This is a genomic window from Streptomyces sp. NPDC101165, from assembly GCF_044768135.1.
Taxonomy (GTDB): domain Bacteria; phylum Actinomycetota; class Actinomycetes; order Streptomycetales; family Streptomycetaceae; genus Streptomyces.
Genome location: NZ_JBIWPG010000004.1, coordinates 496,458 through 515,812 on the forward strand (window position 1 = coordinate 496,458; position 19,355 = coordinate 515,812).

Consider the following 19,355-nt stretch of genomic DNA (forward strand, 5'->3'; position numbering starts at 1 on the left):
CGATGCCCGGGATGCGCCTGGACGAGCTGATCGGCAAGCTGCGCCAGGGCGGGCTCGACCTCACCGCCGAGGACGTGGCGGACGCGGTCTGGCTGGCCCGGCGGCTCGGCGCGGCCCCGCCCCGCGACGCCCCCGGACCGCCCGGCACCACCCCGGCCCACCAGGCCGACGGCGACTCGGAGCCGTCGCCGCCCGATTCCGCCGCGACGCCGGTCACCGACCCGCCCCGGGCCCGGACGGACGCCCCCGCCGCCCCGGTCCCGCTGCTCACCCCCGGTCTCACCCCGCGCCCGCGGTCCGACTCCGTCGCGCCCGCCGCGTTCCCCGTCCGCGCGCCCGCCGCCGGTGCCCTGCCGGGACTGCTCGGGCTGGAGAAGGCGCTGCGTGCGCTCGGCCGCTACCGGGTCGCCTCCGTACGCTCCGAGGACGACCCGATCGACGAGGAGGCCACCGCCGACCGCGCCGCCGCGAGCGGCATCCTGCTCCCGGTCACCCGGCCCGGCCGCCGTCGGCGCTGCGACGTCCAGCTGCTCATGGACACCGGGCCCGCCATGGCCGTCTGGGGGCAGCTGGTCGAGGAACTGCGCCAGGCCTGCCAGCAGTCCGGTGCGTTCTCCTCCGTCCGCGTCCACCACCTGTACGCCGACGACTCCGGCGCGCCCCTCGTCGGTACGACCGCGGGCCCCGGCCGGCACACCCGGCTGCGCCCCGCCGACGAACTGCACGACCCCACCGGCCGCCGGCTCACCTTCGTCATCAGCGACTGCGTGGGCCCGCTGTGGCAGAACGGCAGCGCACAGCGCCTGCTGCACCAGTGGCCGCGCACCGCCCCGCTGGCCGTCGTCCAGCCGCTGCCGCCCCGCCTGTGGGGCCGCACCGCGCTGCCCGCCGAGCCCGGCCTGCTGCTGCGCCCCGCCGAAGTCGGCGGCCGCCTCGGCTTCCTGCCCGACGACGAGCCCTGGGAGGAACCGGCGCAGGGGGCCCGGCCCGTGCCGGTGCTGCAGCCCACCCCGGAGGCCTTCGAGGCCTTCGCCCGGCTGCTCGGCGGCGCCGGTCCCACCAGCGAGCGCGCCTGGGCCGCCTTCACCGACCCGGGTACGGCCCCGGCGGCCGCCCCCGCCACGGCGGCACCGCGCAGCGACGACGACCTGCTGCGCGCCTTCCGCGCCGGAGCCTCACCCGGCGCCCTGCGCCTGGCCGTCTACCTCGCCGCCGCCCCCCTCACCCTGCCCGTCATGCAACTGGTCCAGCGGGCGATGCTGCCCGACACGGGCCCCATGGAACTGGCCGAGGTCCTGCTCGGCGGGCTGCTCCGGCAGCTCCCCGGCACCGAGGACCAGCCCTGCTTCGCCTACTCGGGCCGGGTGCAGGACCTGCTCCTGTCCTCCCTGGACCAGGACACGGCCGGCCTCGTGCTCAAGCACTGCTCGGCCTATGTGGAACGGCACTTCGGCCGGGGCACCCGCAACTTCGCCGCCCTCGCCGCGGCCCGGCTCGCCGACCACGGCCCGGCCGCCGGAGCCGCTTCCCTGCCCGAGGATCCCGGCTCGGCGGAGGGCGGCGGCAGCGTCGAGGCCGAGCTGTTCGCCCGCATCCCGGCCCGGGTCCTGCGCTTCTACCTGCCGGACCTGGTCACGCCCGACCCGCTGACCGAGGCCGAGCGCCTGCTCGACCAGTGGCACCACCTGGCCGACCCGGAGGTGCTGCACCGCGCCCGCGAACAGGCCCTCGCGGCAGCCGTCCCGGGCACCGGTACCGCCCCCGGCACCGGCCTGCGGTCCCACCTGGTCCTCGGCCGCATCCTGCGCGCCGAGGCGGGCACGGCGGCCGCGCGTACGGCGGGCAGACGTGCCGAACTGCTGCGCGAGGCCGCGACCGAACTCGCCGCGGCCCACGCGGCGGCCCCCGCCGACAGCCGCGAACGGGCCGAGGCCGCCCTGGAACTCGCCTCCTGCCGAAGAGAGCTGTGGCAGCTGACGGCCGAGACCGACCGCCTCACGGCCGCCCTGGACGTCCTCGACCCCGAGCCGGCTCCCTGGCCGGGACTGACGGAGCGGGCGCGGTCCTGGTTCAGGGCGCGGCAACGGGAGGACGGGGACACCGATCCGAACGGTTCCGGCGGACTCGACGCGCCCGGATCCGCGCCGGACGGCTCCGGCGCCGACCCCGGCGATCCCGCGGCGTCCGGACCCACCCCGGCGGACCCCGAGGGCCGTCCGGGCCGCAGCCAGGCGGAGGAAGCGACCGGTGTGCAGCAGCCCGCCGGGGCGGGCTCCGTGCCCTGGCCCGTCGTCGCCCACCGGGCCCGGCTGTTGCTGCGTGGCCGGATCCTGCTCGATCTGCGGCATCCCGGTGCGGCCGTCGGGGAGCTGCGGGAAGCCTGCGGGATCCTGGACGCCGAGGGAGCCGCCGATGCCGTACGCGGCCCCGCCTTGCTGGATCTGGCGCGGGCGCTGCGGGAGTCGGGGGCCGAGGACGGGGAGACACGGCGGGCGCTGCTGCGGGCCCGGCGGGCCGCCGGGGACGATCCCGAGCTGCTGCTGCCCTGCCTGGCCGCGCTGGCCGCCTTCCACGACGCGGCGGGGGAGGCCCGGGAGGCCGACGAGACGTACGAACGGGCCGCACTGCTCGCACCCGCCGACGGCACCCTGCGCTGCCAACTCCTCACCACCTGGGGCGAGTCGCTGCTCCGGCGGGCCTCGGCGGCGGACGGCTCGGGCATCGTGGACCGGGCCGAGTACGTCCTGCGCGAGGCGCTGAAGTCGCTGCCCGCCCGGTCCGCCCAGCGCGGGCGGCTGCAGGGCCTGGTCGGCAGCGCACTGGCCCAGCGGTTCCGCCATCTCGGCTTCCTGCCCGACCTGTTCGAGAGCCGGCACCTGCTCGGCCAGGCCGTGCGCGCGGCGGCCGACGCGGCCGTACGGGCCGAGGCCTGGCTGCAGTTGGGGCGGGTTCGGCTGGAGGGGTGGTACCGGGCCGGAGTGCCCGTGCTCGTCGACGCTCTGCAGGCGTACGAGAACGCGGAGCGGGAGGCGCAGGCGGCGCACGGGGCCGAGCCGGGGTCGGTCGCGGCCGCGCGGGCGCGCCACGGCAGCGGGGCGGCGCTGGCGCTGATGGGGCGGCCCGCCGCCGCCCAGGAGGCCTATCGCGCCGCGCGGGAGCAGTGGCAGCGGCTGATCGGTGTGTTGCGGGACGTGGACTGGGGGGACGTGGAACTGACCAGGCGGATGGACGAGGGCTTCACGGCGGCGCAGCAGTGGGCGGACGCGGGGCGCGGGATGCCCGAGGTGGAGTGGCAGGCGGTGGCGCCGCCCTGGTGGCCGTGGGCCGGTGACTGGATCAACACGATTGATATTGACCGGAGTTGATCCTCGGCGGGTTTCCCGCGGCGGTCCGTCGGGAAGAACTGGGCAGCCGTTGCGACCGTGCGGGGCGGGCGTGGGCGGGAGGAGGCGAGCGTGGCGGAGCCGAGGACACGGGGGGTCGGCCCCGGCGAGCGTGCTGTAGGGACACTGCTCCTGCCCGACCTCACCGACGTCGACCTGCGGGCCTTGCGGGCCATGGACGACCCGGCACTGATGGCGGCCGTCGGCGAGGTCTTCGCCGACTCGCGGCACGGCGCGGAGATCTGGTACTCCGACGAGGGAGGTAGGTTTTCGGCCGGACTCGCCGAGGCGATGCCGGGCGAGGACATCCGGGAGTGACCGCGGCCCCGGTGCTGTCGCCCGAGGTGTTCGCGGAACTCGCCGGCACCCGGCCGCAGCGGACCGCCGACGCGGCACTGCGTGCCGCACTCCATGCGCGTCGCATGCTGCTCGTCAAGTCCCTGCTCGTCCGCATCGACCGGCGGCGCAAGGCTCTGCCGGCACCGGTGCGCCGACGCTTCGAGCAGGACTGGGCGCTGCTGGAGCGGGCCGAGCGGATCGACGCCGCGGCGGTGCGTGCCGTCGTCGACTATCCGACGACCGGCGCCTGGCTCGCCATCGCCCTTGCCGCCCCCGAAGGTCCGGCCTTCGAGCGGCACTTGGCCCACCTCGGCGGAGTGGCCGTGGCCGCCGCCGTCCTGGCCGGCTGCGCCGTCGGGGGAACGCTCGCCCTGCCCAACGGAGCCCTCACCCTGCCGGGCATCGGCGTGCTGCGCTGCCCGTCCGGCCGGGCGCGCCTGGACGGGGGAGACGGCCTGACGCGGATCACGGACGCCGACGGCATCGACGGCGTGGAACTGTCGCGGCCGGATGCCTCCGGGGCTCTGTGCGGGCAGCGGACCCTCGGCGGCGGGGGCCGCTGGTCCGGCTTACGGGCGCTGCCCGGCAGCACCGTCGTCTTCGACGATCTGGACCCCTACCGGGCACCCCCGCGCGGCGTCGGACCGTCGGCCCTGCCACCGGCCGAACGCCCTCACTCCGCCTACTGGCGCTGGGCCGACGCGTGGCAAGCGGTTCAGGTGCTGCTGACGGCGACCGATCCTTCGCGTGCCAACGAGGTCGGGGCCGTCCTGCGGGCCGTGGTCCCGCTCGGCCCGGCGCACCCGCACGCAGGAATGCCGGTGAGCGCCACGCTCAGGGCAGCCCCGGGCGCCGTGCTCACCCAGCTGCCCACGGCCCCGGGCGAGCTGATGGAAGCGCTGGTGCACGAGGTGCACCACACCAAGCTGGCCGTGCTCGACGGCCTCGTACCGCTGTGCCGGCCCGGCACCGGCGGTCTGCACCGCGTGGGGTGGCGCACCGACCCCCGCCCGGTTCCCGCGGTGCTGCAGGGCGCCTATGCCCACCTCGCCTTGGCCGATCTCTCCTGGCGCGCGACGCACGGACCCGCCGTGCCGGCCGGGTGGCGACGGCGGGCGGAGCGGCGCTTCCAGATCTGCCGGCGGCAGGTCGCGGAAGCCTTGTCGATCCTCCGTGAATCAGATGAACTGACCGATGCGGGGCGGGAGTTCGTCCGGATCATGGCCACACGGCACGCCGGGCTCGGCATGGCGGCACGAAGTCCGGCGTGACACTCCATGACGGAGCGATTGCGTTACGTTGTGCACGGTCCGCCCGAGGGCGCGGCGGACAGGGGAACAGGAGCGGCGATGGCGGAACAACGGCGGTCGGGCGAAGAGGGCGCGACGGCACCCGAGCACTTTCTGGTGGTCTTTCCGGGCTACCACCGCTCCTGGGCCGCATGGATCGCGCAGTGCCTGGAACGCCACGGCCACCGGGCCACACTGCAGCGCTGGGACCCGCCGCGCGAGACGGCGCTGGAGGACTCGCTCGGCGACCTGCTGCTGTCCAGCGGCCGGGTGCTCCTCGTCCTGAACGACTGGTTCTTCGAACTCGGGCCGCGGCCCGCCGGCGAGTGGAACGACGTGCTGCGCGGCTTCGTCGCCGCGCACGCGGACCGGTTCGCCGCCGTCAACCTGACCAACCGTCCACTCCTCCCGGCGACCGCCGTCCTGGAACCCGCCAGCCTGTGGGGTCTGGGCGAGGAGGCCGCCGAGGACCGGCTGCTGAGCAGACTCGGACTGGAGCGACGCCGCTCGCCGAAGATGTCCGCCACCCGGCTCCGCTACCCGGACACGCGCTGCGAGATCTGGGGCGAGGTGCCCCGCCGCAACCCCCGGTTCACCGGCCGCGACGACATGCTCACCGAGCTCCACCAACGACTCGCCGACGCGGAGCGCGGGGCCGCCGCATGCACCCTGCTCGGCATGTCGGGCATCGGGAAGACGCAGCTCGCCGCGGAGTACGCACACCGCTTCAGCACCGATTACGACCTGGTGTGGTGGGTCAACTCCGACGACCGCAGCATCCAGCGCGACCGCCTCGGTGAACTCGCCGTCGAACTCGGCCTGCGCATCGGCAGCGAACCCGGTGAGCGCATCCGTGCCGTGCGCGACGCCCTGCGCCGCGGTGAGCCGTACACCAACTGGCTGCTGATCTTCGACGGCTGGGACGACACCGAGGGAGCCAACCTGCTGCTCCCGCAGGGCCAGGGACACGTGCTGATCACCTCGCGCAACCGGGGCTGGAGCGAGCACACCGACGTGCTGGAGATTCCTGCCTTCCTGCGCCCCGAGTCCACCGCCTACCTGCTGCGCCGAGCGCCCCACATCACCGCCGCCGAGGCCGACGAGGTCGCCGCCGAGTTCGGGGACGTACCGCTGCCACTCGTCCAGGCCGCCTCCTGGCTCGGCGAGTCCGGCATGGAGGTGCCCGAGTACCTGCGGATGGTGCGCGAGCGCCGGCTCTCCACGGTCGACGAGCCCGTCACCGGCGACGGCTTCCCGCAGTCCTCGATGACCTCCTGGTCGATACTGCTCAACCGGCTCCGCCGCGCCCAGCCCCAGGCGATCGACGTCCTCGGGCTGTGTACGTCGTTCGCCCCCGGGCGCATCCCGCTGGGCCTGATCCGCGCCTACCCGCGCGCCGACCTCCCCGAGGAACTGCGCTGGATGGCGGCGGACCTGCCCGCCTGGACGCGCGCCCTGGACACCCTGGTCAACTACTCCGTGCTCACCAGGGAGACCCGCGGCCCGGCGGGCGTGGAGATGGGCCCCCACCAGGAGTCGGTCCACATGCACCGGCTCGTGCACGACATCGTGTCCAAGCTGACCAGCGAGGAGAGCCGGGCCGTCCATCGCAAGGCCGTCCGCAACCTCCTCGCCGAAGCCGACCCGGGTAACCCGCTGGACAGCCGAAACTGGCCGCGGTACGCGGAACTCCTCCCGCACCTGGAACCGTCCGGAGCCCTGAGCAGCGGCAACACGCGCGTCCAGGAGACGGTCCTGAACTGTCTGCGGTACTGCTTCCGCAGCGGGGAGTACAAGGGCGGCCTGGACCTGGCCCAGCGGATCCGCGGCCAGTGGTCCCGGACCATGGAGCCGCTGGCCCAGCCGGTGCTCGACCTGACCACCCAGGAGAGCAACATCCTGCGGGCGAGCGGCAGGTTCCGGGAGGCCTACGAACTCGACCGCGGTGTCCTGGAGAAGCTGCAGGGCACTCAGGAGCCCCGTCTCGTGGGCGAGTTGAACACCAAGGGCGCCATGGCCAGCAGCCTGCGCCACCTGGGTCGCTACGCGGAGGCCTACGAGCTGCAGCAGGAGGTCCTGGAGGGCAACTCCCAACTGCTGGGCGGCGATGAGGTGCCCACCCTGCTGGCCAGGCACAACCTCGGGGTGAACCTGCGGCTCCTCGGCCGGTACACGGAGGCCTACGAGACCGACCTGGAGACGTTCACACGGCGCGAGAGCGTGCTGCGCGCCCGGCACATCAGCACGCTCAACTCGGCCAGCGCGGTCTCCGAGGACCTCCGTCTCCTGGGCCGCTACCACGACGCACTCGCCCGGCAGGAGCCGGTGGTCCGGCTGCACGTCCAGGTGCTGGGCCCGCAGCACCCGCAGACGCTGGAGGCGCGCGCCCGGCTGGCCATGTGCTACCGCCGGGAGGGCAGCCACACCCACGACGTGGGCCCGCTGCTGGCCAGCCTCATGGAGCAGCTGGCCCAGGTCCACGGCCGTGACCACTACCGAACCCTGTCGTTCATCACCAACTACGGCAACTACCTGCGGGAGCACGGCGACCTGAGCCAGGCCCGCGACCTGATCAGCGAGGCCGAGGCCGGGTACCGGAGCCTCCTCGGACCCGCGCATCCCGTCGCCAGCGGCATGGTCTGCAACACCGGCCTCGTCATGCAGTCCGCGGGTGAACGCGCCGAGGCCATGGCGATGTTCGAAGCCGCCCTCGCCGGTCTCACCGCCACCCTCGGCCCCGACCACCCCTGGGTCCTCGGCTGCGCCCTCAACGCGGCCAGCGCGAGGAACCTCAACGGACGGATCGCCGACGCCGTCGAACTGAGCCGGGACACCCTGCGCCGGGGCCGGCACACCCTGGGGCACGAGCACCCGCTGACCCTCTCCGGCCAGGTGGCACTCGCCGCCGACCTGCGGGCCGCCCGCGAACACGAGGAGGCCGGGAAACTGGAGGACGACGGCCTCCTCGGCCTGACCCGCACCCTGGGCGCCCAACACCCGCACACCATCTCGGCCCGCCAGCGCACACGCCCGTACTGGGACTTCGAGCCCTACCTCGGCTGACGGCCACAAGCGAAAAAGGGCCCGGCCCCGAGTCACTGTGAACTCGGGGCCGGGCCCTGGTGTCTGGCGAGCCGCCGGAGGCCTACGCCTCGAAGACCTCACGCACCAGCTGCTCCTGCTCGGCCTGGTGGCGCTTGGCGGAGCCCACCGCCGGGGACGAGCCGTGCGGACGCGAGATGCGCCGCAGCCGCTCGCCGGCCGGGATGTCCGCGCCGACCGCCAGGTCGAGGTGGTCGATCAGGTTGAGCGCGATGAACGGCCAGGCACCCTGGTTCGCCGGCTCCTCCTGGGTCCACAGGTACTTCTCGGCGTTCGGGTACTTGTTGACCTCCGCCTGGAGCTCGGCACCCGGCAGCGGGTACAGGCGCTCGATGCGGATGATCGCCGTGTCCGTGGCACCGCGCTTCTGCCGCTCGGCCTCCAGGTCGTAGTAGACCTTGCCGGCGCAGAAGACGACCTTCCTGACCGCGGCCGGGTCGGCGATCGACTCGTCGCCGATGACCGGGCGGAACTGGCCGCTCGTGAACTCCTCCGCCTTCGAGGCCGCGGCCTTCAGGCGCAGCATCGACTTCGGGGTGAAGACGACCAGCGGCTTGTGGTGCGGGTTGTGCACCTGCCACCGCAGGAGGTGGAAGTAGTTCGACGGGAGCGTGGGCATCGCGACCGTCATGTTGTTCTGCGCGCACAGCTGCAGGAAGCGCTCCGGGCGGGCGGACGAGTGGTCCGGGCCCTGGCCCTCGTAGCCGTGCGGGAGGAGCAGGGTGACGCCGGAGGTCTGGTTCCACTTCTGCTCCGCCGACGAGATGAACTCGTCCACGACCGTCTGCGCGCCGTTGACGAAGTCGCCGAACTGCGCCTCCCACATCACCAGCGCGTCGGGGCGGGCGAGCGAGTAGCCGTACTCGAAGCCCATCGCCGCGTACTCGGAGAGCAGGGAGTTGTAGACGTTCAGGCGGGCCTGGTCCTCGGAGAGGTACTGCAGCGGCGTGTACTCCTCGCCGGTGCTGCGGTCGATCAGGACCGCGTGGCGCTGGCCGAAGGTGCCGCGCTGGGAGTCCTGGCCCGCCAGGCGGACCGGGGTGCCCTCGAGCAGCAGCGAGCCGACGGCCAGGGTCTCGCCCATGCCCCAGTCGATCGTGCCGTCCTCGACCATGGTCGCCCGGCGCTGCAGCTGCGGCAGCAGACGCGGGTGGACGGTGATGTGGTCGGGGATGTTGACCTGGGACTCGGCGATCCGCTTGACGACCTCCGCGGAGATCGCGGTCGGGACCGTGACCGGGAAGCCGTCCTGCGGCTCCTGGACGACTCCGGGGGCCGGCTGGGACGTAGCCTCGCGGACCTCCGTGAAGACCTTCTCCAGCTGGCCCTGGTAGTCCTGCAGCGCCTGCTCGGCCTCTTCCAGGGTGATGTCGCCGCGACCGATCAGGGACTCGGTGTAGAGCTTGCGCACCGAGCGCTTCTTGTCGATCAGGTCGTACATCAGCGGCTGGGTGAAGGCCGGGTTGTCCGACTCGTTGTGACCGCGGCGGCGGTAACAGATGAGGTCGATCACCACGTCCTTGTTGAACGCCTGGCGGAACTCGAAGGCCAGACGGGCAACGCGGACGACCGCCTCGGGGTCGTCGCCGTTCACGTGGAAGATCGGGGCCTCGATCATGCGGGCCACGTCCGTCGCGTACATGGAGGAACGCGAGGACTCGGGGGCCGCGGTGAAGCCGACCTGGTTGTTGATGACGATGTGGACCGTGCCGCCGGTGCGGTAGCCGCGCAGCTGCGACATGTTCAGGGTCTCGGCCACCACGCCCTGGCCCGCGAAGGCCGCGTCGCCGTGGATCGCCACCGGCAGGACGGTGAAGTCCGTGCCGCCCTTGTTGATGATGTCCTGCTTGGCGCGCGCGACGCCCTCCAGGACCGGGTCGACCGCCTCCAGGTGCGAGGGGTTCGCGACCAGCGACACCTTGATCTGCTCGCCGTCCAGGCCCGTGAAGGTGCCCTCGGCGCCCAGGTGGTACTTCACGTCGCCGGAGCCGTGCATCGACTTCGGGTCGAGGTTGCCCTCGAACTCGCGGAAGATCTGGGCGTACGACTTGCCGACGATGTTGGCGAGGATGTTCAGGCGGCCGCGGTGGGCCATGCCGATGATGACCTCGTCCAGGCGGGACTCGGCAGCGGAGTCGATGACCGCGTCCAGCAGCGGGATGACGGACTCGCCGCCCTCCAGCGAGAAGCGCTTCTGGCCGACGTACTTCGTCTGCAGGAAGGTCTCGAAGGCCTCGGCCGCGTTCAGGCGGCGCAGGATGCGCAGCTGCTCCTCGCGCTCCGGCTTGGAGTGCGGGCGCTCGACGCGGTCCTGGATCCACTTGCGCTGCTTCGGGTCCTGGATGTGCATGAACTCGATGCCGGTGGTGCGGCAGTACGAGTCGCGCAGCACGCCGAGGATGTCGCGCAGCTTCATCATCGCCTTGCCGGCGAAGCCGCCGACCGCGAACTCGCGCTCCAGGTCCCACAGGGTGAGGCCGTGCTCGACGATGTCCAGGTCGGGGTGCTTGCGCTGGCGGTACTCCAGCGGGTCGGTGTCGGCCATGACATGGCCGCGGACCCGGTAGGAGTGGATCAGCTCGAAGACGCGGGCGGCCTTGGTGACGTCGTCGTCGTGCGAGGCGTCGATGTCCTTGAGCCAGCGGACCGGCTCGTAGGGGATGCGCAGCGACTCGAAGACGGCGTCGTAGAAGCCCTGCTCGCCGAGGAGGAAGTTCGCGACGATACGCAGGAACTCGCCGGAGGCGGCGCCCTGGATGACCCGGTGGTCGTAGGTCGACGTGAGCGTCATGACCTTCGAGATGCCGAGCTTGTTCAGGGTGTCCTGGCTGGTGCCCTGGAACTCCGCCGGGTAGTCCATGGAGCCGACGCCCATGATCACCGACTGGCCGGGCATCAGACGCGGCACGGAGTGGACGGTGCCGAGGCCGCCGGGGTTGGTCAGGGAGACCGTGACACCGGTGAAGTCGTCCATCGTCAGCTTGCCGTCACGGGCGCGGCGGACGATGTCCTCGTAGGCCTGCCAGAACTCGAAGAAGTTCAGCGTCTCGGCCTTCTTGATGCCGGCGACGACGAGCTGGCGGTCGCCGTTGGGCTTCACCAGGTCGATGGCCAGGCCGAAGTTGACGTGCGGAGGCTTGACGAGGGTGGGCTTCCCGTCCTTCTCCGCGTAGTGCCAGTTCATCGACGGCATGGCCTTGATGGCCTGGACCATCGCGAAGCCGATCAGGTGCGTGAAGGAGATCTTCCCGCCCCGGGCGCGCTTCAGGTGGTTGTTGATGACGATCCGGTTGTCGAACAGCAGCTTCACCGGGACCGCGCGGACCGAGGTGGCCGTCGGCAGCTCCAGCGAGGCGTTCATGTTCTTCGCGACCGCGGCGGCCGGGCCGCGCAGCGTGATCAGCTCGGGGCCGCCCGGGGCGGCTGCGGCGGGCGCGGCCTTGGCCTGCGGCTGAGCGGGCGCCTGTGCGGGCGTCGCCGGCTTGGCCGGGGCGGGGGCCGCAGCCGGTGCCGCGGGAGCGGGGGCCGGAGCCGCGGTGACGGGCTTCGGGGCCGCAGGGGCGGGCGCGGGGGCGGCAGGGGCCGCGGGCGCGCTCGGGGCCGGGGAAGCCGTGGTGGTGGTTCCTGCGGCCCCCGCGGCCGCAGTACCCGCCGGAGCCGCGGCGGCAGGCGCGCCCGGCTTGTAGTCGGCGAAGAAGTCCCACCAGGCACGGTCTACCGAGTTCGGGTCCTGGAGGTACTGCTGATAGATCTCGTCGACGAGCCACTCGTTGGGACCGAACGCAGCAGCGGGGTTCTTCCCGGCTTGGTCGTCGGTCGAGATGCTCGAGTTACTGGGGGACTGTGGCGACACGGCGGCAACCGCCCTCTTCCGCTTCACAAGGTTATGGACAGCGGGAATAAAGGCTACGCCCCCGAGACCGGGAAGGTCAGGTCGGGCAGGTTCATCGTCGCGTAAGTCACATCAGAAATCTTGTTTCAGGGCTTGATATGGCGGGAAACAAGCGTGGTTCCGCATGTGAGCTGAGGTGTGCGGGATCGCCGAGCGGGGCCCGGCGCGACCGACTCGGATGCGCGTCGCGGGCCTGTCCCTGATCACACGTGTCCGACTGCGGGGACGCGCGTGGATCTTGTGGCTCCGGTTCGGACCTTACGTCAACCTGGGACGGAAGTCAGTCCCGGAAGAGTGACGATGATCCTGCAGCCCCGGCCGGATTCGGCCACACCGATTCGGCCGTTGTGCAGATCCACCGCCCACCGGGCGATCGCGAGTCCGAGCCCGGTGCCGCCGTCGCTGCCCGGACCGTGCGGCCGGGTCACCGAGCCGCGGTTGAACCGCTCGAACACGCGGTGCCACTCGGACCTGGGGATTCCGGGCCCCTCGTCCAGCACCTCGAGCTCCAGCGACTCCGGCTGGGGCCCGCGCCGCGCCTTCACGGTGACCCGCCCGTGCGGCGGGCTGTGCTTGACCGCGTTGTCGATCAGGTTGGCGACGACCTGATGGATGCGCTCGGGGTCCGCGTGCGCGGTCAGCTCCGGCGGGGAGACGTCCAGGTGCAGGTGCACGTCGGTGCGTGTGTGGCTTCCGGAGCCGGAGGCCATGCCCGCGCGCGCGGAGGCGACCATGTTGGCCTCCTTCAGCACGCCCGACAGGTACGGCCACACCTCGAAGCGGCGCAGCTTCAGCGGTACGACGCCGTTGTCGAGCCGGGAGAGGTCCAGCAGGGTCTCGACGAGCCGGCCGAGCCGCTCCGTCTGCTTGAGGGCCGTCCGCATGGTCTCCGGGTCGGCCTCGGTGACCCCGTCGACGATGTTCTCCAGCACCGCGCGCAGGCCCGCGATCGGGGTGCGCAGCTCGTGCGAGACGTTCGCCACCAGCTCCTTGCGCTGGCGGTCCTGCGCCTCCAGCTCGTCGGCCATGAGGTTGATCGCCTGAGCCAGGTCGCCCAGCTCGTCACGGCGGTTCTCGCGGACCCGGCGGGTGTAGTCGCCCTGCGAGATCGAGCGGGCCACCAGGTTCATCTCGTCCAGCGGCGCGGTGAGTGAATGAGCCACGAACTGCGTTATCAGCAGTGTGGCGATCATCGAGAAGACCGTGATGAAGCGAAGCTCCGTCTTGGTGTGCACCGCGACGATCGAGAGACCGGTGGTGATCAGTACCGAGATGACGACGAGCGCGCCCAGCTTGGTCTTGATCGAGAACGGGCGTACGCCACCCCAGGGATCCTCCCCGGGGCTCCTCCGTGCGGCCTCCCGCCCCTTGCTCATGGCGTCGGTGTCTCCAGCGCGTAGCCCACGCCGTGCACGGTACGGATCCGCTCGGCGCCGATCTTCCGTCGCAGCGCCTTGATGTGGCTGTCCACGGTCCGCGTGCCCGACGCGTCCGCCCAGTCCCACACCTCGGCCAGCAGCTGCTCCCGGGAGAGCACCGCGCGCGGGGTGTTCGCCAGGCACACCAGCAGGTCGAACTCGGTGGGCGTGAGGTGGACGTCCTCGGACTTCACCCGCACCCGGCGCTGCGCGTGGTCGATCTCCAGCTCGCCGAGGCGCAGGATGCCCGAGCGGGGCGTGGACGCGGCGACGGCCGCCCGCTCCACGCGCCGCAGCAGGACGTGCACCCGCGCGGCCAGCTCCCGCATGGAGAACGGCTTGGTCATGTAGTCGTCGGCGCCGACGCCGAGCCCGACCAGCATGTCCGTCTCGTCGTCCCGCGCGGTCAGCATCAGCACCGGCACCGGGCGCTGGGCCTGCACGCGCCGGCAGACCTCCAGGCCGTCGAAGCCGGGCAGCATGATGTCGAGGATCAGCAGGTCGGGCTGCCAGGCCTCGGCCGTGTCGACCGCCGCGGGGCCATCGGACGCGGTCTGCACGAGGAAACCCTCGGCGCGGAGCCGGGCCGCGATGGCGTCGACGATCGTCGGATCGTCCTCGACGACCAGCACACGGCGCTGCGCGCCCTGGGTCGTCGTGGCCGCGCCGGTCTGGGAGGTGTGTGTCTGCTCCATCGCCCGCCCCTGTTGCTTTCCGGAATCCGTGGGGTGATCCCATGACTGCGATTGACGCTTGAATGATCGGCGTCAGGGCAGCACATTACGGGGACTCACCGCGCCGTCGCTATCCAGGTCGGACGGCGAGGTGTACGGCGTCCGGAACGCCCCGGGCAACGGGGACCTCTTCGGTACGCACCTGACGGAACCCGGCATTCCACATGGTTCCTTCAAATTCCGGAGAGGGCTCGGCAGACCATACCGCCAACACCCCGCCCGGTCTCAACACCCTTGCACACGCGGCGAGTCCGGACGACGAGTAAAGGCCGTCGTTGTCCTCGGTGACGGTCCAGCACGGACCGTTGTCGATGTCGAGACACAGGGCGTCGAACGTGTCCGATGTCTCATTGACGTAAGTGACGAGGTCGTCCTCGACGATCTCGGTCCGGGGATCGGCGAGTGCGTGCGCGGAGACAGCCGACAGCGGTCCGTCGCTCCGGTGCCAGTCGATGACGGCCGGCTCCCGCTCGACGACCGTGATCCGGCCCCACCTGTCCGGATCCGCCGCGGCGTGTGCGAGCGAGAATCCCACCCCCAGGCCGCCGATCAGCACGTCCGGTGCCGGGCGCCCGTCCAGGGCGTCGTACGCGGCGTCGACCAGCAGCCGCTCCGAGCGGCCGTCGGAGGTGTCCATGAGGAAGCACCCGTTGGCGATGATCTGCAGCAACTCGCCGTGCCTGCGCAGCACCACCTCCCCGTACGGGCCTTCGCGACGGTCCAGGACCACGGGGGTGTCGTAGACGGCAGTCATGCGCCCATCCTCCTTGAACGAGGCCTTGCGTTCACGGGAATTGACCACGAACCCGCGGGTGACACGGGTGGGCGGGGTGGTGCGGCCCGACTGCCGCCGCACGCCACCGCACGCCACCGTGCGCCTCGCGCGCGCCTGCACACGTCATCCCGCCGGACTCGTCCTGGAGTTCGACACGCCGTTGCGGCCCTGAATCCCGACAGGGGCGGACGCGTTTGAAGCTTCTGAGGTTGCTGTGAATCCGCTCTCGCGTGGCGTCGGTCATAGACAGCGGCCGCGGGAACACGAAGGGTGGGGCGCGACGGAAGGAGTGCCCTACGTGGAACGGACCGTGACCGGGCCTGCGACGGCCGCGTCCCCGCCCCTGGGCACGCCCCTTCCCGCCGACTCCCTGCCGGATGTCACCGGCCTGCTCGACGGAGTCCCACGCCAACGCGAGCTGCCCGCCCCGGCCGCGACGTCGGCCCCGGCGGCGCCCCGCCCCTCCTACCGGTCCTGGTACCTCCTGCCGACCCCCACCGGCACCCCGTTCACCTTCGCCTACGGGGCCCTCCTCGCCCTCACCTCGCTGGTGGCGGCCTGGGCCGACCCCGCCCTGATGCGCACGCTGTACCAGGCCTCCAGCACCGACGTCGCCCACCTGGTGCGCACGCCGATGCTGGTACTGCTGGCGAGCGCGCTGTGGATCGCGGGCGGCATCGTGTCGCCGTACGCGGGCGCGTTCGTGCTGGTGCTCACCGCGCTGGAGCGGCGGATAGGAGGCGCCCGGGCGGCCTGCGTGTTCCTCGCGGGCCACATCCTGGCCACCCTCGCGACCGAGGTTCCGGTGGGCTTCGCGGTCCTGTTCGGCCACCTCCCGGACACCTCCCTGCACCGCCTCGACTACGGCATCAGCTTCGGCGTCGCCGCCAGCATCGGCGCCCTGTCCGGCCTGCTCACCCCCTGGGTCCGCTGGCCCCTCCTCACCCTGGTCGCGAGCACGCTCCTCGACGACCTGATCGCCTTCCAGGACCCGATGACCAACTGGGGCCACCTGATCGCCCTGACCATCGGCGTCTCCGGCTGGCCGCTGGTGCGGCGCTGGCGCCTCGCGGCGACTTCCCCGGTCTCCCTGTGAACGCCTGATCGGACCCGCCCCGGCGCCTTGGACACCACCGTCCACATCGCCCTCGGCGCCCTGCCGGGCCCGGTCGCAGCCCTGGTCCACCTCACCGAGGTCTGCGTCCACGTCCTGCCGGCCTTCCTGGGCCGTTCGGTCAGCACAGGCTGAGCTGTTCTCCCTCCGAGGGCGGCAGGAGTACGTGCCGCATCCGCTCGACACCGGACCGCCACGGGTGGCCGTCGGAGTCCTCCCACAGGCCCAGCAGCTCGGACGGCTCGGTCACGACCCGGTCGAGGGCTTGCAGCGCGAGTGGCCGCAGGGCCGTGAGATCGGGGAGGGGTTCCTCGGGCCCGTAGTGCGGCGAGGGGATGTCGCCGCCCGGACACTGGGCGGCGACCAGCGCGGCCGCCGCGACGGCCTCCTCCGCCTCGGGTGCTTCGAGGTGGTCGTCGGTGTCGACGGCTCGCACCAGTGCGTCGCGAACCATTCCCGCCCGCTCGTCCGCCGACGCGTCGTCGAGACCGTTGCACCAGTCCGCAGCGGTGTCGTTGTCAAAGGGGCCCGTGTCCCAGATGCCCATGTGGCCTCCCCGTTCGTGCCGATGTCCGGGCATCCTGGCAGGTTCCACTGACATCACCTCTGGCCTGCGACAACACCACGGTCACCGGTCGATCGCTCACAGCGAACAAGAACCCGGGAACATCGGCGGGGCCCCGTGCATTGAGTCGGCATAGCTCAAGTTGACTGCCTAAGGGGAGATCATGGCTGCTGAGTCCACGGCGTTCACGCTCGTGTTGCCCGTGCTGCCGCTCGACGACGAGGTCGTGCTGCCCGGGATGGTGGTTCCGCTGGACCTGAGCGACGCCGAGGTGCGGGCCGCGGTGGAGGCCGCGCAGGCCGCCGCCCGGTCGGAGCCCGGGAAGCCCAAGGTTCTGCTGGTGCCGCGCATCGACGGCACGTACGCCAAGACCGGTGTGCTGGGCACGGTCGAGCAGGTCGGCCGGCTGGCCGACGGCGACCCGGGGGCCCTGATCCGCGGCCGCGGCCGGGTACGGATCGGTGCCGGTACGACGGGTCCGGGCGCGGCGCTGTGGGTCGAGGGAGCGCGGGTCGACGAGACCGTGCCGGACCCGCTGCCCGGGCATGCCGCCGAACTCGTCAAGGAGTACAAGGCCCTCGCCACCAGCTGGCTGAAGAAGCGCGGCGCCTGGCAGGTCGTGGACCGCGTCCAGGCCATCGACGACGTCTCCGCGCTCGCCGACAACTCCGGATACTCGCCCTTCCTCACCACCGAGCAGAAGGTCGAGCTGCTGGAGACCGCCGACCCGGTGGCCCGCCTCCGGCTCGCCGCGCAGCAGCTGCGCGACCACCTCGCCGAGCAGGACGTGGCCGAGACCATCGCCAAGGACGTCCAGGAGGGCGTCGACAAGCAGCAGCGCGAGTTCCTGCTGAGGCGTCAGCTCGAGGCCGTCCGCAAGGAACTGCGCGACCTGAACGGCGAGCAGGACGGCGAGGAGTCCGACGACTACCGGGCCCGCGTGGAGGCCGCCGACCTGCCGGAGAAGGTCCGCGAGGCCGCCCTCAAGGAGGTCGACAAGCTGGAGCGGTCCTCCGACCAGTCGCCCGAGGGCTCGTGGATCCGCACCTGGCTGGACACGGTCCTGGAGATGCCGTGGAACGAGCGGACCGACGACAGTGCTTCCGCGTACGACATCCAGGGCGCGAAGGCGATCCTGGACGCCGAGCACGCGGGTCTGGAGGACGTGAAGGAGCGCATCACCGAGTACCTGGCCGTGCGCAAGCGGCGCAGTGAGCGCGGCCTCGGGGTGATCGGCGGGCGGCGCGGCGGGGCCGTGCTCGCGCTCGTCGGCCCTCCCGGCGTCGGCAAGACCAGCCTCGGCGAGTCCGTCGCCCACGCAATGGGGCGCAAGTTCGTCCGTGTCGCCCTCGGTGGCGTCCGGGACGAGGCAGAGATCCGCGGTCACCGGCGAACGTACGTCGGCGCGCTGCCCGGCCGTGTCGTGCGTGCCATCAAGGAGGCGGGGTCGATGAACCCCGTGGTCCTGCTGGACGAGATCGACAAGGTGGGGTCGGACTACCGGGGCGACCCGGCCGCGGCCCTGCTGGAGGTGCTGGATCCGGCGCAGAACCACACCTTCCGGGACCACTACCTGGAGGTCGAACTGGACCTGTCCGACGTGGTCTTCCTCGCCACCGCGAACGTCCTGGAGGCCATCCCGGAGGCGCTGGCCGACCGTATGGAGATCGTCCGCCTGGACGGCTACACCGAGGACGAGAAGGTCGTCATCGCCCGTGACCACCTGCTCCCGCGCCAGCTGGAGCGGACCGGCCTGGCCAAGGACGAGGTCACGATCGACGAGGGCGCGCTGCGCAAGCTCGCCGGCGAGTACACCCGCGAGGCGGGCGTGCGCACCCTGGAGCGGTCCATCGCGCGGCTGCTGCGCAAGGTCGCGGCCCAGCACGAACTCGGCGAGCGGAAGCTGCCGTTCACCGTCCGTGACGAGGATCTGCGCGCGCTGATCGGGCGTCCGCACCACGTGCCCGAGTCCGCCCAGGACCCGGCCGAGCGCCGTACGTCCGTGCCGGGCGTGGCGACCGGTCTCGCGGTCACCGGAGCCGGCGGCGACGTCCTCTTCGTCGAGGCGTCCCTCGCCGACCCGGAGACGGGCGCGGCGGGGCTGACCCTGACCGGTCAGCTGGGCGACGTGATGAAGGAGTCGGCGCAGATCGCGCTGAGCTTCCTGCGCAGCCACGGCGCCGAACTGGAGCTGCCGGTGGCCGACCTGAAGGACCGGGGCGTGCACATCCACTTCCCGGCGGGCGCGGTCCCGAAGGACGGACCGAGCGCGGGCATCACGATGACCACGGCCCTCGCGTCCCTGCTCTCCGGCCGGCTGGTCCGCACCGACGTGGCGATGACCGGCGAGGTCTCGCTGACCGGCCGGGTGCTGCCCATCGGCGGTGTGAAGCAGAAGCTGCTCGCCGCCCACCGCGCCGGGGTGACCACCGTGATCATCCCCAAGCGCAACGAACCCGACCTGGACGACGTCCCGGCCGAGGTGCTGGACAAGCTTGACGTCCACGCCGTGACCGACGTCCGCCAGGTCCTGGAACTGTCGCTCGCGCCCGCCACGAACGGCGCGGAGGTTCCGGTCGCGGCGTGACGACGTGGTCCATTAGCGGGCTCCGCCCGCGGCGACCGGATGAGGGAAGGCCCGGGCCCCGTGAGGGCGCTTTCTAGGGGTCATTGCAACAGGTGGTTGTGTTGATCAGGCCGCGAGCAGTTTATGCAGGCGCTCGGCTGGGGTTTCCCAGCCGAGC

Annotated in this window: 13 protein-coding genes; 8 read left to right on the forward strand and 5 right to left on the reverse strand. The window is 72.2% G+C overall.

The window, feature by feature from the left end; translation table 11 throughout:
* Positions 1 to 2: 2 nt before the first annotated feature.
* The 4 genes from ACIRVH_RS11405 (at position 3) to fxsT (ending at position 8,074) form a co-directional block, all read left to right on the forward strand.
* The gene (locus ACIRVH_RS11405) at positions 3 to 3,365 is read left to right on the forward strand and encodes an SAV_2336 N-terminal domain-related protein (protein ID WP_403950925.1); all 3,363 of its coding nucleotides are present in this window, start codon (positions 3 to 5) and stop codon (positions 3,363 to 3,365) included.
* Positions 3,366 to 3,455: 90 nt separating this feature from the next.
* Positions 3,456 to 3,701: a hypothetical protein gene (locus tag ACIRVH_RS11410; protein WP_403950928.1), complete on the forward strand. Its 246-nt coding sequence runs from the start codon at positions 3,456 to 3,458 to the stop codon at positions 3,699 to 3,701.
* On the forward strand, positions 3,698 to 4,993 hold the full coding sequence (locus ACIRVH_RS11415) for an aKG-HExxH-type peptide beta-hydroxylase (protein WP_403950931.1): 1,296 nt from the start codon (positions 3,698 to 3,700) through the stop codon (positions 4,991 to 4,993). Before ACIRVH_RS11410 ends, ACIRVH_RS11415 begins: the two co-directional genes overlap by 4 nt.
* Positions 4,994 to 5,071: 78 nt before the next feature.
* The gene (gene fxsT, locus ACIRVH_RS11420; RefSeq protein ID WP_403950933.1) at positions 5,072 to 8,074 is read left to right on the forward strand and encodes an FxSxx-COOH system tetratricopeptide repeat protein; all 3,003 of its coding nucleotides are present in this window, start codon (positions 5,072 to 5,074) and stop codon (positions 8,072 to 8,074) included.
* A gap of 82 nt (positions 8,075 to 8,156) precedes the next feature.
* Here fxsT and ACIRVH_RS11425 read toward each other — a convergent pair whose 3' ends face one another.
* The 4 genes from ACIRVH_RS11425 to ACIRVH_RS11440 all read right to left on the reverse strand — a co-directional run bounded on the left by ACIRVH_RS11425 (position 8,157) and on the right by ACIRVH_RS11440 (position 14,911).
* Positions 8,157 to 11,966, reverse strand: a complete 3,810-nt coding sequence (locus ACIRVH_RS11425) for a multifunctional oxoglutarate decarboxylase/oxoglutarate dehydrogenase thiamine pyrophosphate-binding subunit/dihydrolipoyllysine-residue succinyltransferase subunit (RefSeq protein WP_403950934.1) — start codon at positions 11,964 to 11,966, stop codon at positions 8,157 to 8,159.
* A 302-nt stretch (positions 11,967 to 12,268) separates the two neighbouring features.
* Positions 12,269 to 13,381 carry an ATP-binding protein gene (locus ACIRVH_RS11430; RefSeq protein WP_403950936.1) on the reverse strand — a complete coding sequence of 371 codons (1,113 nt, stop codon included), beginning with the start codon at positions 13,379 to 13,381 and terminating at the stop codon, positions 12,269 to 12,271.
* A complete protein-coding gene (locus ACIRVH_RS11435) occupies positions 13,378 to 14,118 on the reverse strand; it encodes a response regulator transcription factor (protein ID WP_403950938.1) in 741 nt (246 codons plus the stop codon). The genes ACIRVH_RS11430 and ACIRVH_RS11435 overlap by 4 nt, the downstream gene beginning before the upstream one ends.
* A 109-nt stretch (positions 14,119 to 14,227) precedes the next feature.
* A complete protein-coding gene (locus ACIRVH_RS11440) occupies positions 14,228 to 14,911 on the reverse strand; it encodes a spermidine synthase (RefSeq protein ID WP_403950939.1) in 684 nt (227 codons plus the stop codon).
* Positions 14,912 to 14,951: 40 nt separating this feature from the next.
* On the opposite strand from ACIRVH_RS11440, the gene ACIRVH_RS11445 reads away from it, so the two are divergent.
* The 3 genes from ACIRVH_RS11445 (at position 14,952) to ACIRVH_RS11455 (ending at position 16,181) form a co-directional block, all read left to right on the forward strand.
* Positions 14,952 to 15,104, forward strand: coding sequence for a hypothetical protein (locus ACIRVH_RS11445; protein ID WP_403950941.1), 153 nt, complete (start codon positions 14,952 to 14,954; stop codon positions 15,102 to 15,104).
* 126 nt (positions 15,105 to 15,230) lie between these two features.
* Complete coding sequence (locus ACIRVH_RS11450) at positions 15,231 to 16,028, forward strand: rhomboid-like protein (RefSeq protein WP_403950944.1); 798 nt, start codon at positions 15,231 to 15,233, stop codon at positions 16,026 to 16,028.
* A gap of 27 nt (positions 16,029 to 16,055) precedes the next feature.
* Complete coding sequence (locus ACIRVH_RS11455) at positions 16,056 to 16,181, forward strand: hypothetical protein (protein ID WP_403950946.1); 126 nt, start codon at positions 16,056 to 16,058, stop codon at positions 16,179 to 16,181.
* Here the strand turns inward: ACIRVH_RS11455 and ACIRVH_RS11460 are convergent.
* Positions 16,168 to 16,593 (reverse strand): DUF4259 domain-containing protein, encoded by a 426-nt coding sequence (locus ACIRVH_RS11460; RefSeq protein ID WP_403950949.1) that lies wholly within the window; start codon positions 16,591 to 16,593, stop codon positions 16,168 to 16,170. The genes ACIRVH_RS11455 and ACIRVH_RS11460 overlap by 14 nt on opposite strands.
* Before the next feature lie 181 nt (positions 16,594 to 16,774).
* Here ACIRVH_RS11460 and lon point away from each other — a divergent pair, with 181 nt between their 5' ends.
* The gene (lon, locus tag ACIRVH_RS11465) at positions 16,775 to 19,198 is read left to right on the forward strand and encodes an endopeptidase La (protein ID WP_403950951.1); all 2,424 of its coding nucleotides are present in this window, start codon (positions 16,775 to 16,777) and stop codon (positions 19,196 to 19,198) included.
* Positions 19,199 to 19,355 lie beyond the last annotated feature (157 nt).

Coding starts and splice junctions, on each gene's coding strand:
- lon (WP_403950951.1), top strand. CDS start 16,775: ATGGCTGCTGAGTCCACGGCGTTCACGCTCGTGTTGCCCGTGCTGCCG.
- fxsT (WP_403950933.1), top strand. CDS start 5,072: ATGGCGGAACAACGGCGGTCGGGCGAAGAGGGCGCGACGGCACCCGAG.
- ACIRVH_RS11460 (WP_403950949.1), bottom strand. CDS start 16,593: ATGGGCATCTGGGACACGGGCCCCTTTGACAACGACACCGCTGCGGAC.
- ACIRVH_RS11430 (WP_403950936.1), bottom strand. CDS start 13,381: ATGAGCAAGGGGCGGGAGGCCGCACGGAGGAGCCCCGGGGAGGATCCC.
- ACIRVH_RS11435 (WP_403950938.1), bottom strand. CDS start 14,118: ATGGAGCAGACACACACCTCCCAGACCGGCGCGGCCACGACGACCCAG.
- ACIRVH_RS11405 (WP_403950925.1), top strand. CDS start 3: ATGCCCGGGATGCGCCTGGACGAGCTGATCGGCAAGCTGCGCCAGGGC.
- ACIRVH_RS11440 (WP_403950939.1), bottom strand. CDS start 14,911: ATGACTGCCGTCTACGACACCCCCGTGGTCCTGGACCGTCGCGAAGGC.